Source organism: Streptomyces kunmingensis, from assembly GCF_039533535.1.
Taxonomy (GTDB): domain Bacteria; phylum Actinomycetota; class Actinomycetes; order Streptomycetales; family Streptomycetaceae; genus Streptomyces; species Streptomyces kunmingensis.
The window spans coordinates 1-15350 of the sequence record NZ_BAAATS010000070.1 but is presented as its reverse complement, the minus strand read 5'-3'; the positions used below and the strand labels follow the sequence as shown (position 1 = coordinate 15350).

Annotated in this window: 11 protein-coding genes; 4 read left to right on the top strand and 7 right to left on the bottom strand. The window is 72.4% G+C overall.

What is annotated here, in order from left to right:
* Positions 1-373: 373 nt before the first annotated feature.
* From ABD366_RS42655 to ABD366_RS42645, 3 genes are all read right to left on the bottom strand, one after another.
* Positions 374-1738, bottom strand: a complete 1365-nt coding sequence (locus ABD366_RS42655; protein WP_324770024.1) for a phosphomannomutase/phosphoglucomutase — start codon at positions 1736-1738, stop codon at positions 374-376.
* Between the two features lie 153 nt (positions 1739-1891).
* The gene (locus tag ABD366_RS42650) at positions 1892-3508 is read right to left on the bottom strand and encodes an L-lactate permease (RefSeq protein ID WP_324770025.1); all 1617 of its coding nucleotides are present in this window, start codon (positions 3506-3508) and stop codon (positions 1892-1894) included.
* Positions 3509-3704: 196 nt separating this feature from the next.
* Complete coding sequence (locus ABD366_RS42645) at positions 3705-4082, bottom strand: DUF3499 domain-containing protein (protein WP_324770026.1); 378 nt, start codon at positions 4080-4082, stop codon at positions 3705-3707.
* A 321-nt stretch (positions 4083-4403) separates the two neighbouring features.
* Between ABD366_RS42645 and ABD366_RS42640 the strand changes: the two genes are divergently transcribed.
* A complete protein-coding gene (locus tag ABD366_RS42640; RefSeq protein WP_411293730.1) occupies positions 4404-4904 on the top strand; it encodes a metallopeptidase family protein in 501 nt (166 codons plus the stop codon).
* A 66-nt stretch (positions 4905-4970) separates the two neighbouring features.
* Here ABD366_RS42640 and ABD366_RS42635 read toward each other — a convergent pair whose 3' ends face one another.
* The 3 genes from ABD366_RS42635 to ABD366_RS42625 all read right to left on the bottom strand — a co-directional run bounded on the left by ABD366_RS42635 (position 4971) and on the right by ABD366_RS42625 (position 10655).
* On the bottom strand, positions 4971-6473 hold the full coding sequence (locus ABD366_RS42635; protein ID WP_324770027.1) for a DUF5719 family protein: 1503 nt from the start codon (positions 6471-6473) through the stop codon (positions 4971-4973).
* Positions 6470-10225 carry a glycosyltransferase family 2 protein gene (locus ABD366_RS42630; RefSeq protein WP_344443606.1) on the bottom strand — a complete coding sequence of 1252 codons (3756 nt, stop codon included), beginning with the start codon at positions 10223-10225 and terminating at the stop codon, positions 6470-6472. The genes ABD366_RS42635 and ABD366_RS42630 overlap by 4 nt, the downstream gene beginning before the upstream one ends.
* A gap of 166 nt (positions 10226-10391) precedes the next feature.
* Positions 10392-10655, bottom strand: coding sequence for a WhiB family transcriptional regulator (locus tag ABD366_RS42625; protein WP_127831770.1), 264 nt, complete (start codon positions 10653-10655; stop codon positions 10392-10394).
* Positions 10656-11329: 674 nt separating this feature from the next.
* Here ABD366_RS42625 and ABD366_RS42620 point away from each other — a divergent pair.
* The 3 genes from ABD366_RS42620 (at position 11330) to ABD366_RS42610 (ending at position 14221) form a co-directional block, all read left to right on the top strand.
* Positions 11330-11842 (top strand): cysteine dioxygenase, encoded by a 513-nt coding sequence (locus ABD366_RS42620; RefSeq protein WP_324770058.1) that lies wholly within the window; start codon positions 11330-11332, stop codon positions 11840-11842.
* Positions 11843-11909: 67 nt separating this feature from the next.
* Entirely contained in the window at positions 11910-12881 is a 972-nt protein-coding gene (gene cofD / locus ABD366_RS42615; protein ID WP_324770060.1) for a 2-phospho-L-lactate transferase, read from the top strand.
* Positions 12878-14221 carry a coenzyme F420-0:L-glutamate ligase gene (locus ABD366_RS42610; protein WP_324770061.1) on the top strand — a complete coding sequence of 448 codons (1344 nt, stop codon included), beginning with the start codon at positions 12878-12880 and terminating at the stop codon, positions 14219-14221. Before cofD ends, ABD366_RS42610 begins: the two co-directional genes overlap by 4 nt.
* Positions 14222-14456: 235 nt before the next feature.
* Here ABD366_RS42610 and ABD366_RS42605 read toward each other — a convergent pair.
* A partial coding sequence (locus ABD366_RS42605; RefSeq protein WP_344443603.1) for a DNA-3-methyladenine glycosylase family protein occupies positions 14457-15350 on the bottom strand: 894 nt, incomplete at its 5' end.

Genomic DNA, 15350 nt, shown 5'->3' with positions numbered 1-15350 from the left:
GTCCTGGGGGGCGGGGTCCTGGGGGGGGTGGGTCCTGGGGGGGCGGGGCTGGGTTTGGGCTGGGCCGGGTTTTGGGTGGAGGCCGGATTTGTTGCGGCTTCGGAGTGAGGGGGTGGCTCGCCGTTGCCGGGGCGGGGGGTATCGCCTTAAGGGCTCGTCCTCAATCGCCGGACGGGCTGGAAATGTTGGGCGGGATGGAAATGACGGGCGGGCCGGGAGGCAGGCCGGGGTCGGGAGGCGGACGGGCCGGGAGGCAGGCCGGGACCGGGAGGCAGGCCGGGACCGGGAGGCAGGCCGGGGCCGTTAGGCGGGCCGGGGCCGGGAGGCGGGTGGGCCGGGAGGCAGGCCGGGACCGTTAGGCAGGCCGGGACCGTTAGGACCTGATGATCGTCAGTACCTCGTCCCGGATTTTTTCCATGGTGGGGGCCTCGCGGGCCTCCGCGTTGAGGCGGAGGAGGGGTTCCGTGTTGCTGGGGCGGACGTTGAACCACCAGTCGGCGGAGGTGACGGTGAGGCCGTCGAGCTCGTCCAGGGTGGTGTCGTCGCGGTCGCCGTACGCGGCCTTGATCGCGGCGAGGCGGTCGGCCTGGTCGGCGACGGTGGAGTTGATCTCGCCCGAGCCGGTGTAGCGGTCGTAGGAGGAGACCAGGGCGGAGAGCGGGCCGTCCTGGCCGCCCAGCGCCGCCAGGACGTGGAGGGCGGCGAGCACGCCGGTGTCGGCGTTCCAGAAATCACGGAAGTAGTAGTGCGCGGAGTGCTCGCCGCCGAAGATCGCGCCGCTGGTGGCCATCTCCTGCTTGATGAAGGAGTGGCCCACGCGGGTGCGCACGGGCGTGCCGCCGTTCTCCCGGACGACCTCGGGCACCGACCAGGAAGTGATCAGGTTGTGGATGATCGTGCCCGAGCCGCCGTTCCTGGCCAGCTCGCGGGAGGCGACCAGCGCGGTGATGGCGGACGGGGAGACCGGGTCGCCGTTCTCGTCGACTACGAAGCAGCGGTCCGCGTCGCCGTCGAAGGCGAGCCCCAGGTCGGCGCCCTCGGCCAGGACGCGGGCCTGGAGGTCCACGAGGTTGGCCGGGTCCAGCGGGTTCGCCTCGTGGTTCGGGAACGTGCCGTCCAGCTCGAAGTACATCGGGACGACGTCGAGCGGCAGGCCGTCGAAGACGGTCGGCACGGTGTGCCCGCCCATGCCGTTCCCCGCGTCGACCACGACCTTCAGGGGACGGATGGAGGTCAGGTCGACCAGGCCGCGCAGGTGCGCCGCGTACCCCTCCAACGTGTCACGCTGCGTGATCGTGCCCGGCGTCGCGGCCGGCTCGGGGGCGCCGGAGTCGGTCCACTCCTCAGCGAGCTGCCGGATCTCGGTGAGGCCCGTGTCCTGACCGACCGGGGCGGCGCCGGCCCGGCACATCTTGATGCCGTTGTAGCGCGCGGGGTTGTGCGAGGCGGTGAACATCGCGCCGGGCAGGCCGAGCGCGCCCGACGCGTAGTACAGCTGGTCGGTGGAGCACAGGCCGATCTCGGTGACGTCCGCGCCGAGAGCAGCGGCACCGCGCGCGAAGGCCCGGGTCAGGCCGGGTGAGGAGGGCCGCATGTCGTGCCCGACCACGATCGCCGTCGCGTCGGTCACCCGTACGAAGGCCGCGCCGAACAGCGCGGCGAGCTCCTCGTCCCACTGGTCCGGGACCACCCCTCGCACGTCGTACGCCTTCACGATCTGCGACAGATCAGCAGCCACGGCCGGCCCAGCCCTCCTGGAGTCCTACACGGACCCACAAACTACCTGTCCGGACCGACAACGGGCCGTGAACCCCTCATTCCTCCCAAAGAGCGCACCGCACACGTCCGTACTGGTCAGGACCGTCAAGGCAGGTAAGAACGGCAGGCCCGGTCAGGGCAGCATCCATGACAGGACCACCGTGCTCTGGGCGAACACGATCAGGCACATCACCAGCAGCAGGCCGAGGCTCCACGGCAGCACCTTGCGCAGCAAGTCGCCTTCCCGGCCCGCGAGTCCGACGGCGGCGCACGCGATCGTCAGGTTCTGCGGCGAGATCATCTTGCCGAGGACGCCGCCCGAACTGTTCGCCGCGGCGAGGAGTTCCGGTGAGAGCCCCGACTGTTGGGCGGCCGTCACCTGGAGGGCGCCGAAGAGCGCGTTGGCGGAGGTGTCGGAGCCCGAGACGGCGACGCCGAACCAGCCGAGGACCGGGGAGAGGAAGGCGAGTCCCGCGCCCGCCGCGGCCACGAAGTGCCCGATGGTGGCGGCCTGCCCGGACAGGTTCATGACGTAGGCGAGAGCGAGCACGCTGGTGACGGTGAGGATCGCGAACCTCAGCTCGTACACGGTCCCCAGCCATTCGCGCACCGCCACGCGCGCGTGCACGCCGAGAACGACCGCTGTGCACACCCCGGCGAGCAGGACGAGTGTGCCGCCGGTGGAGACGAGGGGCAGCGTGAAGACGTTGCCGCTCACCGGTTCGCCGTCCGGGTTCGCGACGTTCAGGAAGGGCCAGTCGAAGACCCGGTTCGCCGTGGCCAGCCAGTCCTTGACGGCGGGGATCTGGGCGAGGGAGAAGACGACGACGATGAGCGCGTACGGGGCGTAGGCGCGCAGCACTTCGCGCCGCGGGTCCTCTTCGTCCAGGTCTTCGCTGCGTACGCCGGTGAGGACCGCGGCGCGTACGGGTTCGGCGGCGGGTTTGCGCGCGCTCGGGACGGCGACCAGGGCGCCCGCGCCGGCCAGGGCGGCGCCGATGTCGGCGAGTTGGGCGGAGACGTAGTTGGAGGCGGCGAACTGCACGACGGCGAAGGCGACTCCGCACGCCAGGGCGGGCGCCCACGTCTCGCGCAGTCCGCGCCGCCCGTCCACCAGGCCCACGAGCACCAGGGGCACGACAAGGGCGAGCAGTGGCGTCTGACGGCCTACTACGGAAGCGACTGAGTCCAGGGGCAGGCCGGTCACCTGGGCGAGGGTCACGACGGGGGTGCCCATGGCTCCGAAGGCGACGGGCGCCGTGTTGGCGACGAGGGAGACGACGGCGGCCTTGACCGGGTCGAAGCCGAGCGCGACGAGCATGACTGAGCAGATGGCGACCGGCGCCCCGAATCCGGCGAGGGCCTCCAGGAGCGCGCCGAAGCAGAACGCGATGACGAGGGCCTGGATGCGCGGGTCGTCGGAGAGGCGCCCGAAGGAGCGTCGCAGGATGTCGAAGTGTCTGGTGCGGACGGTCATCCGGTACACCCACAGGGCGTTGACGACGATCCACATGATGGGGAAGAGCCCGAACAGTGCTCCTTGCGCGGCGCTGGAGGCGGTCTGGCCGAGCGGCATGTCGTAGGCGAGCCAGGCGACGAGGGCGGCCACAGCGAGGCCGATGAGGCCCGCGCGGTGGGCTTTCATGCGGACGGCGCCGAGCAGGACGAGGACGGTGACGAGGGGCAGCGTGGCGACGAGGGCGGACAGGCCGAGCGAGCCGTTGACGGGCTCCAGTTGCTGGATGAACACGAGCGCCTCCCGGGATCCCGGAGTCGGGGTGGCGAAATCGTCGTGTCCTCAACAATCGCGGGTCAACGCGTGCGACGGCGAAGATCCCGTGAAGGCGGGCCGGAATACGTCGGTTGCCGGGTGAGCACGCGTCAGTACTGGGACGAGCGCGCGTCAGTTGCGGAGGTGTGCGCGTCCGTTGCCGGACGAGTGCGCGTCAGTTGTCGGGCGAGCGCAGGACGCGGAGGTGGCCGCGGCGGGCGACCTCCATGGGGTCCGCGTGGCGTCCTCCTGAGCCGCCGGCACCGGCCGCGCGCTCCTGGGGGCGGGCCGCCTCGCGTACGGCGTTGGCGAGGGCCTCCAGGTCGTCGCCGCTGGGGCGGGAGGGGGCGCTGCCGTCGGTGAGGCGGACGACCTCCCAGCCGCGCGGCGCGGTGAGGCGCTCGGAGTGCTCGGCACAGAGGTCGTAGCAGTGGGGTTCGGCGTATGTGGCGAGGGGGCCGAGGACCGCGGTCGAGTCGGCGTAGACGTACGTCAGCGTCGCAACGGCGGGACGGCCGCAAGCGGTGCGCGAACAGCGACGTACAGGGCTCACGATGTTGGACGGTACCGCACTCCTGAGCGGGCCGCGACGACTCTCCCCGAGGTCACCCCACCGTGTCGTGGTGTGAGACGGCGTGCACGGACCCGCGAGGGCCCGCTCGCGACCTGCGGTGACCCGAGGTCGCAGGCCCTGTAGGACAGTTGAAACCGGTCACCACTCGGGACAAATACCTTCAATAGTCACGAGAGCAGCGGTCCGGGAGACCTACGTAATCAGGCCCGAGATTGGCTTGATCGGTCAGTGAACGACATGCCGTGCTCCGTACGGAGCCGCCCTGCCCCGGCGGCCCCGGAGGACTACGCTGCGTCGGTGATGGAAAGGCCCGCCAACGCTGAGAATCCGGTACCGCCCGAGGGCGAGGTACCGCCGCACTCCCCCGCCGAGCCGCGCCCGCGCCGCCGCGACCGGCACGGGCGCGGTATGCGCGGGCCCGTGGCCCCGCCGCAGGTGCCGCTGTCGGCGAGCCGCGCCGAGGTCTTCGCGGATCTCGTGCAGGACTCGGTGGAGCGTCTGGAGCGGCGCTGGCCGCAGCTCGCCGAGGTCGACTTCCTCATCCTCGAGGTGCCGCGGCTGACGGCCGAGGACGAGGCGTGGGGCGCCGACACGGTGCCGCTCGGCGGCACGATCCCCGCGCGGGACGACACGCCCGCGCGCGTGGTCGTCTACCGGCGCCCCGTGGAGATCCGCACCAAGGGGCGCGACGAACGCGCCGCCCTGGTGCACGACGTGGTCGTGGAGCAGGTCGCCGAGGTACTGGGGATCACCCCGGAGACCGTCGACCCCCGGTACGGGGACGCGGACGGCGAGGAGTGACTCAACCGAGGGATCGGCCGGTCGACCCATCGGTGGACCGACCGGTGAATCCACCCGGAGGGACGCCTACTTCTGGAGGATGGAGAGGTCCTCCTCCGATTCCGGCACCGACACCGTCCCCCGGTCGTCCGGCAGCGTCTGGACCGTGAACGCCGGGACGTCGTCCTGCTTCTCCTCCAGCATGCGCGAGCCGTAGACCGCGCCGCCGGACACCGGCTCCACCGTGAGCGCGTACGTGCCCTTGAGGCCGTCCGGGACGGGCGCGGGGACCGAGAGGGTCGTACCGCCCTTGACCGTGTACTCCTTGGAGGTCGCGGTGCCGCCTTCGTCCCCGGGGGAGGCCGTGACCTTCACCTTGGCGGTGGCGCCGGGGGCGGTGAGGGCGAGCGTGGAGCCCTTGGAGCGGTTGTCGGCGACCGTGGCGCGCGCGCCGATGTCGCGCGTGGCCGGGATGAACGCGGTCTCCTGGTCGGCGCCCTTGCCGCGGGTGACGCGCAGCGCCGCCACGACCGGCACGGAGGTGTCGGTGGGCGTCAGGAGCAGCGAGCCCGCGTCGCCCCGCGTCACGTCGCCCAGGTCGACGGCGGACGTCATACCGGACTTCACGTGCAAGGTGTCGTGGCCCGCGGGCGCGATCTTGCCGCTGGAGGTGGCGAGTTGCACTTTGAGGTCGGCGTCGTCCTGGCCCGGCGTGAAGGCGACCAGGCGGACGCTGGTGGCGTCCTTGGGGATGCCGGGCATCACCAGGGAGGCCGCCGGGTCGGTGGCGGCCGGCAACCAGTCACCGCCCAGCTTGTCGTCGGCGGCCGACACCGCGGCGGCGACCCGGCCGCTGCGCGCGGTCACGTGCAGCGTCAGGTTCGTGTACGGCTTGTCGGTCAGCGTCGACAGCAGGACCGGGACGCTGGCGTGCGGGCCGATCTGGATGCCCTCGCCGACATCGGACTTGATGGCCCCCTCCGGGCCGTACAGCTGCACGTCCACGACCGCGGCCTCGCTGTCCGGGTTCGTGAGGTGGATGTAGTCGCTGCGCTCCTCGGCGGTGCTCGCGCCGGGGAAGTAGAAGTCGGTGTCCGGCGCCGAGCAGTTCAGGCCGAGCAGGCCGCGGCCGGTGCCGGCCTCGACCGTGGTGGTCTGCTGGACGGCCCAGCCGGGGGCCAGGGCGCCGTCGGCGGTGCCGATCAGGGCGGGTGCGTCGGCGCCCGATGCCTCGCCCGTGGCGGGCTTGCCGGGCGCCTTCGGAGCGACGACCGTCTCGGGCTTCTTGGCCTTGTCCTTGTCGTCCCCGGTGTCGCTCGGCCCGGACTCCACCGGCATCAGCTGCGCCTTGCCCGCCGTGGAGTCGGTACCCCCCGCTTCCTCGGAAGGCGGCGTGTACGACGTGTACGCGGTCTCCGCGAGGTCGGACTGGCCGGGCGTCGGGCACAGCAGGCTGGAGCGCTCGACGGGCAGTTGTGCGGCCGCCTTGGCCGGAGCGTCGTCCGTACCGCCGGAGGTTGCGGCGGCGAACCCGGTGACGGCGGCCAGGGCCGTCGCCGCGGCGATCAGGGACAGGGTCGTGCGGTTCACTGCTGGCTCCCGTCGGGGCGCTCACTGTCGGCGCCGTTGCCGTGGCCGTGCTGCTCGTACGTGGGGTCGTGCTGCTCGTACGGAGCGTCGTGCTGCTGGTACGTGGGGTCGTACTGCGCCTGCGTCTCGTACGTGCCCCCATAGGCGTACGGGTCGTACTGGCCCGCCTGGTAGGGGTCCGCCTGATAGGGGGCCGCCTGGGGGTCGTAGCCGTGGGCGCCGCCCTGGTACTGCTGCTCGCCCGCCGCGTACGTGCCGTACTCGGCGCCCGTGTAACTGGGCTGGTCCCACTCGCCGTACGTCTGCTGCTGCGGGACGTCCGCCGCCGGGGCCGGCTGCGGAACCTGCGGGGGCTCCGGCAGAGGCGGCGGTACGGCGCCGTCGGGGAACTGCCCGTCGGGCTGCCCGTCCGGCTGTTCGGCCTCGGCCTGGGCGCGCAGGCGGCGGGCCCTGCGGCCCTCGCCCGTGACGGCCTCCGCGGGCACGACCGGCTCCTCGGGGAGGTCGTCGTCGACGTCCTTGCGCCGCCCCGGCAGGGCGAGCACCACGAGCACGAGGGCGAGTACACCCTGGGCCCACAGCCAGGCGGTGTGCGTGAACGGCGCGTCGTAGGTGACGTCGAGCGTTCCTCCGGAGGCGGGCAGTTCGAAGCCCTGCGCCCAGCCGTCGACCGTGGTCCTCGTCAGGGGCGTGCCGTCGAGCGTGGCGGTCCAGCCCTCCGCTGCCTGGTCGGCGAGGCGCAGGACGCGGCCCTCGCCGCCGGCGGGCACCTTCGTGTGCAGCTCGACGGGGCCCGCGGCGACCGGCTTGGCCTCCTCGGACGTCGAACCCGCGTCGGCCGAGGGCAGGACGACGGCGCGTGCCACCTGCCGGTCGACGCGCCACAGGGCGGTGCCGTCCTGCTGGCTGAGCCGGGTCAGACCCGGCGTCGCGTCCAGGACGCGGCCCATCTGGCGCGGCGCCCCGTCGCGTACGAGGACGTAGCGGACGGCGAACCCGCCGAGCTGGTCGGCCTGGTCGGCGCCGGAGCCCGCGACCAGGTTGGCGACCATCTTGTCGAGGTTCTTGTTCTCCCCCGCCGCCGCGGTCAGTTCGGCGTCGCCGAGGCGGGCGCCCGCGCCGCGGACGAGCGAGTAGGACACCTGGCCCGTGGAGCCGGCCAGGACGAGGGTGCGGGCCTGGTCGCGGGTGCCGGCCTCCTCGGCGACGAACGCGGGCACCTGCACCGGGTCGCGGCGCTCCAGGGGCCCGTCGGCGCCGGCGATCATCCAGCCCGCGGCGAGCAGCAGCGGGCCCGCGGCGGCGGCGAACGCGACGAGCGCGGCCACCGGCTGACGCCAGCCGAAGCTCTGCTCGGCCACGCGCGAGCGCGCGCCGTCGGCGCCGAGCGCCGCGGCGGCCAGGAGCGCGATGCCGTAGACGAGGGTGGCGGGGCCCGCCCACGTCGAGTTGTTCGACAGGACGGCGAAGACCAGGGCGACCAGGGCGACGGCCCAGGCGGTGAGGACCGCGAGGCGGCGCTCCTGGCGCAGCAGCGCGGCGAGCGCGGCCAGCACGATGCCGATGAGCAGCAGGCTGCCGGTGGTGCCGGGGCCGCCGGGCGAGGCGCCGAGCAGGCTCGTCGCGGTCGCGGAGCCCTCCCCGTACGGCAGGCCGGCTTCCTTGAAGAAGCCGAACGGGAGCAGCGTCAGGGACCACGGCGCGAGCACCAGCAGCGGTGTGCCGAGAGCGGCGAGGAAACGCAGCCCGTATGCGGTGATGTCGCCGCGGCGCACCACAAGGAGCACGAGGCCGAGGACGAGGGCGAGGGGCCAGACGATCGGCGTGAAGGCCGTCGTGATCGTCAGCAGCAGCGCGAACGCCCAGGTGGCACGCCAACTGCCGCGCGCGCCCCGGTCGTTCATGAGGCCGGATGCGGACAGGCCCGCGCGCGCGATGAGCGGCAGCAGGATCACGAGCACCGCCGTGCCGACGCGGCCGCCCGCGAGGGCGCCGGTGGCGGCGGGCAGGAAGGCGTACGCGACGGCCGCCCACGCGCGCAGCAGCCGGGACTCGACCAGCCGCCGGGAGGCGAAGTACGCGGCGAACCCGGCGAGCGGCACCGAGCCGACGAGCAGCACGGTGATCGCGAGGCCGGTGGAGCCGAGCAGCACGGAGGAGAGCGCGGCGAGGATCGCGAGGTACGGGGGCGCCGACTGGATGCCGCCGGTACTGGTGGCGTGCCAGGCGTCCAGGTAGCGGGCCCACAGGTCGGAGGCGTCGCCGGGCGCGGGCAGCAGTGCCCCGCCCGCGAGCGCGCCGCTCCCCAACAGCCCCCTACAGGCGATGAGGGAGACGAACAGCAGCACTACGAAGAGCATCGGTCCCGGCTTGCGGGCGATGCGCTTGAGGCGGGCGAACTGCTCGACCTGGATGAAGTCCGCGTCGTCGCCGCCGGGCCCCGATTCGAGTCCGCCGCCTCCGTGACGTCCCGCGTTGGAGGTCTCCGGGTCGGCGCCGTCGAAGAGGTTCCCCGCGACCTGCTCGACGGTGAGCCGCACGGTCGCGCCCGGCGGCGGGAACAGCGGCCGCAGCTCCTTGGCGTCGACCGGTCCGTCACCGCGCTGTCGGCGGCCGGCGAGGATCCGCCCGGGCCGCAGAAGGGTCGCCATCAGACCGGCGATCTCGTCGAAGGCCTGTCCCGGCACCTTGCCGACCAGGTACGCGACCGTGCGCAGCAGCGTGCCGAGCACGAGGCGGATCAGGACCCAGGGGAGCACCGCACCGCGCGCGTTGACGAGCAGGGTGTAGACGGCGCCCGCCTTGTCGACCTTGTGCGGTGACGACGCCGTGCGTCCCACGCAGTCGACGGTGCGGCGCTCGCGCGAGGAGGCCTCGGCGTGCCGTACGACGGCCTCGGGGGCGACGACGACGCGGTGCCCGGCGCTCTGCGCGCGCCAGCACAGGTCGACGTCGTCCCGCATCAGCGGCAGCCTGCGGTCGAAGCCGCCGAGCTGCTCGAAGACGTCGCGGCGGATCAGCATGCCGGCGGTGGACACGGAGAGCACGGGGCGCACGTGGTCGTGCTGGCCCTGGTCCTGCTCGCGGCGGTCCAGGCCGGTCCAGCGGCGCCCGGAGTTGGCGATGGAGACGCCGACCTCGAGGAGCTGCCTGCGGTCGTACCAGCCGCGCAGTTTGGGGCCGACGATCGCGACGTCGCTGCCGGCCTCGCGCTCCATCTCGACGACGCGCAACAGCTGGGCGAGCGCGTCCGGTTCGGGCGCGCAGTCGTCGTGCAGCAGCCACAGCCACTGCTCGGGCTCGCCGTGCGGCAGGTCCGGGAGGTCGTAGGCGTCGTCGCGCCAGCTGCGGCTGACGGGGTCCCAGCCGCTCGGCCTCTTCAGGTAGGGCAGCTCTTCCGGGGTGAGCACCCCGGCGCCGCGCACGGCTTCCTCGACGGCCTGGCCGAAGCCGGTGCGGCGCGCGAGGTGCAGCACGCGCTCATCGCCGAGGGCGGAGCCGACCAGGGTGGCGGAGTCGTCGGCGCTGCCGGTGTCGGCCGCCACCGCGTTCTGCACGGGGCGCTCCTGGCCGAGGAGGCCCGACAGGACGTCGGGCAGCCAGCGGGCGCCGTCGTGCGAGACGAGGACGGCGGTGACGACATGCCGGGGGAACTCGGGGGCGCCGCTCGGGTCGAGCCCTGCGTCGTGCCCCGGGTTGAACGTGGCGGCGGCAGTACCGAACTGGTCTGCCGAGTGGCTGTGCACGGACATCGAGGTACGGGCCCCGGTTCGTTGGACTGTGGTGGACGCCTGTGCCCACTGGGGGCACGGTGGCGTCTCGGACGGGGCCCCACACTAACGGCTGCCAACAAACGGGGCCCGCCGCCTGTGGACAACCACAAGAGACGGGCCATTCGTACCGTGCATATAAGGGGATCTAGACAGCGGCCTTCTTCAGCCGGCGGCGCTCGCGCTCGGACAGTCCGCCCCAGATGCCGAACCGTTCGTCGTTGGCGAGCGCGTACTCCAGGCACTCGGAGCGGACCTCACACGCGAGGCAGACCTTCTTGGCCTCCCTCGTGGAACCGCCCTTCTCGGGGAAGAAGGACTCGGGGTCGGTCTGCGCGCACAGCGCGCGCTCCTGCCAGCCGAGTTCTTCTTCCGCGTCCTCGACCAGCAGATCCTGAAACGACTCGGTCATAGTGCGCCCCTCGTCTGTCCGTGCGTCCCCGTGATGTTGCCGTTACCGATTTCGGCTGAACGACACGAGTGAAATTACAAGTGTGCCGATCCGGGGCAGTCAAGCCGAGATCTGCTATTGAGCCCCTTATTCACTCTGCGGAACCAAGGCTATGCGGAAAGTGTTCAAATCGGCAAAAACCGTGACACTTGCCAGCGGCCCATGTGGATGCCCTACCCCCTGCAAACCACTACATGGGAGGACGCCGCGAAGTTTGATCTCGTTCCGGAGCGCGCACAGAAGCGAACCGGATCACATTCGGATCACAGGGTCACCACAGCGTTTGCGCGACGGGCTGATGCGCCACATGTCCGGCGCGGCGGGTGCACAAACCTTTCGCCTGCCCGAGATACCGGATGAGGTGAAACATATCCCACAATCCGGACATTGAGTTGACAGCGGAAGCATGAACCGGTGTGCTGGTGGGCATGCTCGCGAACTTGGCACTGATGACGACCCGCACCGCCGGGTCCGTCTCCGTTGCCCGCGCGCACTGTTGCTGTTCCAGCTGTTGAGTCGTTGAGCCGCCGAGCTCCGACCGCGCCCCCTCGCTCCACCGCTTTCTCCTCCCTGTACGGCTCCGCGCCCCCTCTCCGGGGCACTCCCGCACTCCCCTCCGAGGAACTCCCACACCGATGAACAGCGACAGCGACCTCCAGATCGCCGGCGACATCCTCGAAGTACCGCACCTCCTGCAGCCCGCACGTGAACACCCCGAGACCGTGGCCGAATTCGTCGGGCTCGCGCGCTCCGTCGCCGCCGACCGCTCGCAGTGGGCACACCTCGTCGAGTACGACGCCACGTCCCGCTGGTACCACCGGCTGCGCACCGGACCCGGGTACGAGGTGTGGCTGCTGTCCTGGGTGCCCGGACAGGGCAGCGGGCTGCACGACCACGGCCGCTCCTCCGGCGTACTGACCCTGCTCGAAGGCGAACTGACGGAGCGTACGGAGAACGGCGCGCGGACCCTCGGCGCGGGCGCGCAGCGCGTCTTCGCCCCCGGTTACGTCCACGAGGTCGTCAACGACTCCCTCGAACCCGCCGTCAGCCTCCACGTCTACTACCCCGGCCTCACCGAGATGCCGATCCACTCCCCCGCCTGCTCCACGGCGGAGCGGACCGAGCGGGCGGCGCGGGCGGCTGTCTGAGACCGGTCGCCGGCGGCTGCCCGACGCCGGTCACCTCGATGTCACAGCTGCCTGCGATGCTGGGGCCATGCGCATTGTGGTTCTGGCAGGCGGCATCGGTGGTGCCCGGTTCCTTCGCGGTCTGAAGCAGGCGGCACCGGACGACGCGGTCATCACCGTCATCGGCAACACCGGTGACGACATCCACCTCTTCGGCCTGAAGGTCTGTCCCGATCTCGACACGGTGATGTACACGCTGGGCGGCGGCATCAACGAGGAACAGGGCTGGGGACGTACCGACGAGACCTTCCACGTCAAGGAAGAACTCGCGGCGTACGGGGTCGGACCCGAATGGTTCGGGCTCGGCGACCGGGACTTCGCGACCCACATCGTCCGTACGCAGATGCTCGCCGCGGGCTATCCGCTCAGCGCGGTCACCGAAGCACTGTGCGAGCGGTGGAAGCCCGGTGTGAAGCTCATCCCCATGTCCGACGACCGCATCGAGACACATGTCGCGGTGGACGTGGACGGAGAGCGCAAGGCCGTGCACTTCCAGGAGTACTGGGTGAAGCTGCGGGCCTCCGTGGACGCGCAGGCCGTCGTCCCCGTCGGCGCCGAGCAGGCGAAGCCCGCGCCGGGCGTCCTCGAAGCCATCGCCGAGGCCGACGTCATCCTGTTCCCGCCGTCCAACCCCGTGGTGAGCGTCGGGACCATCCTGGCCGTGCCCGGCATCCGGGAGGCCATCGCGGAGGCCGGGGTGCCCGTCGTCGGGCTCTCGCCGATCATCGGCGACGCACCGGTGCGCGGCATGGCCGACAAGGTGCTCGCCGCGGTCGGAGTGGAGTCGAACGCGGCCGCCGTCGCCGAGCACTACGGGTCCGGGCTGCTCGACGGCTGGCTCGTGGACACCGTGGACGCCGGGGTCGTCGAGCGCGTCGAGGCCGCCGGGATCCGGTGCCGGGCCGTGCCGCTGCTCATGACCGACCCCGAAGAGGGCACCGCCGCCGCCGAGATGGCCCGCGAAGCGCTGAAGCTCGCCGAGGAGGTGCGGGTCGCGTGACCTCTGCCGCCGCCGCGCCGTCCTTCCGTGCCTGGGCCGTCCCCGGGATCCCCGAGGTCAGGGAGGGCGACGATCTCGCCAAGCTGATCGTCGCCGCCGAGCCGTCGCTCGCCGACGGGGACATCCTGCTGGTCACCTCGAAGATCGTCAGCAAGGCGGAGGGGCGGATCGTCCGCGCCGACGACCGTGAAGCCGCGATCGACGCCGAGACCGTACGCGTCGTGGCGCGGCGCGGGACGCTGCGGATCGTGGAGAACAAGCTGGGCCTCGTGATGGCCGCCGCCGGGGTCGACGCGTCCAACACCCCGGCCGGAACCGTGCTGTTGCTGCCCGAGGACCCCGACGCCTCCGCGGCCGCCGTCCGCGACGGTGTGCGGGACGCCCTCGGCGTCGAGGTCGGCGTCATCGTCACCGACACCTTCGGACGGCCCTGGCGGAACGGGCTGACCGACGTCGCCATCGGCGCCGCCGGGGTGCGCGTACTCGACGATCTGCGCGGAGGCGTCGACGCGTACGGGAATCCGCTGAGCGCGACCGTGGTGGCGACCGCGGACGAGCTGGCCGCCGCCGGGGATCTCGTGAAGGGGAAGGCCGGAGGGCTGCCCGTCGCCGTGGTGCGGGGGCTTGGTGGGGCGGGAGGTGTGAGCGCCGGGGGCGCCGGGGGTGTGGTGGATCGGGAAGGTGGCTCCGCCAGGGACATGGTGCGGGTCGCCCGTGACGACATGTTCCGGCTCGGGACCTCGGAAGCCGTACGGGAAGCCGTGACGCAGCGGCGTACCGTGCGGGCCTTCACCGACGAGCCCGTCGACCCGGGCGCCGTGCGGCGCGCCGTCGCCGCCGCCGTCACCGCGCCCGCGCCGCATCACACGACGCCGTGGCGGTTCGTCCTGCTGGAGTCCCAGGAGTCGCGGGTGCGGCTGCTCGACGCCATGCGGGACGCGTGGATCGCCGATCTGCGGCGCGACGGGAAGAGCGAGGAGTCCATCGCCAAGCGGGTGCGGCGCGGGGACGTCCTGCGCAACGCGCCCTACCTCGTGGTGCCCTGCCTCGTGATGGACGGGTCCCACACGTACGGGGATCCTCGGCGGGATGCCGCCGAGCGGGAGATGTTCGTCGTGGCCGCCGGGGCCGGTGTGCAGAACTTCCTCGTGGCGCTGGCCGGGGAGCGGCTCGGCTCCGCATGGGTGTCGTCGACCATGTTCTGCCGGGACGTCGTACGGGACGTGCTGGGGCTGCCCGGGGACTGGGACCCGATGGGGGCCGTCGCCGTGGGGCATGCGGCTTCGGCGCCTGCCGAGCGGGGGGCTCGGGTTGTCTCGGAGTTCATCGAGGTGCGGTAGGGCCGGGGCCGGCGGGATCGCGTTGTGGGGAGGGTGGTGCGGGGTCGCGGTTGAGGCGCGGGGCGGGATCGCGTTGTGGGCAGGGTGGTGCGGGGTCGCGGTTGAGGCGCGGGGCGGGATCGCGTTGTGGGCAGGGTGGTGCGGGGTCGCGGTTGAGGCGCGGGGCGGGATCGCGTTGTGGGGAGGGTGGTGCGGGGTCGCGGTTGAGGCGCGGGGCGGGATCGCGTAAGGGTGGTTACCACTCCGCGATGTTTGTCTTGCGCATCTTGGGCTGCCTGCGGGCCGGTGCCACTCCGCTCAGCAGGATCAGGCGGGCCGCCCTGTGGCGCTGGCCCGCGTACGGCGCCAGGAGTTCCAGCATCTCCTCGTCCGTCGCGTCGCGGTTGCCCGCCAGCGCGTAGCCGACCGTGTGAGGCAGGTGCAGGTCGCCCGTCGTCACCTCGTCGGGGGCGCCGTTCGTGCGCTGGATCGTCTCCGCGGACGTCCACGGGCCGATGCCCGGGACCAGTTCCAGTCGGGCCCGCGCCCGGACCGGGTCCATGTCCGCCGCCTCCTCCATGCGGCGGGCCACCTGCGCCGCGCGGATGATCGTCGAAGCCCGCTTGTTGTCGACGCCCGCCCTGTGCCACTCCCAGGACGGGATCAGCGTCCACCCGCGCGCGTCGGGCATGACACGCATCCGCAGGTCCTGGCCGCCCGCCGGGCCCGGGGCCGGTTCGCCGTGCCGGTGCAGCAGCAGACGCCAGGCGCGGTACGCCTCGTCCGTCGTGATCTTCTGCTCCAGGATCGACGGGATCAGGTTCTCCAGGACCAGACCCGTACGCGTCAGCCGCAGGCCCGCGCGGCGGCGGGCCGACTCGGCCACCAGGCGGTGACGCGGCTCAAAGACCGTCGGGTCGTCCAACTCGCCCAGAAGCGCCGGCAGTTGCGCCAGGAACCAGTCTGCCCCCGGGCCCCAGGCCTGCGCCTCCACCGTGCCGTTCCGCTCCGCCAGCCGTAGCGTGCCCGGGCCCTGCGGGGTCCGGCTCGAACGCCACAGCGCGCCGTCGGGGGTGGTGCGGAAGGTGGGGTCCGCGGGGCCTCTGCGCAGGGGGGCGAGGGTCAGGGCCAGGTGGAGGGGGGCGGGGGG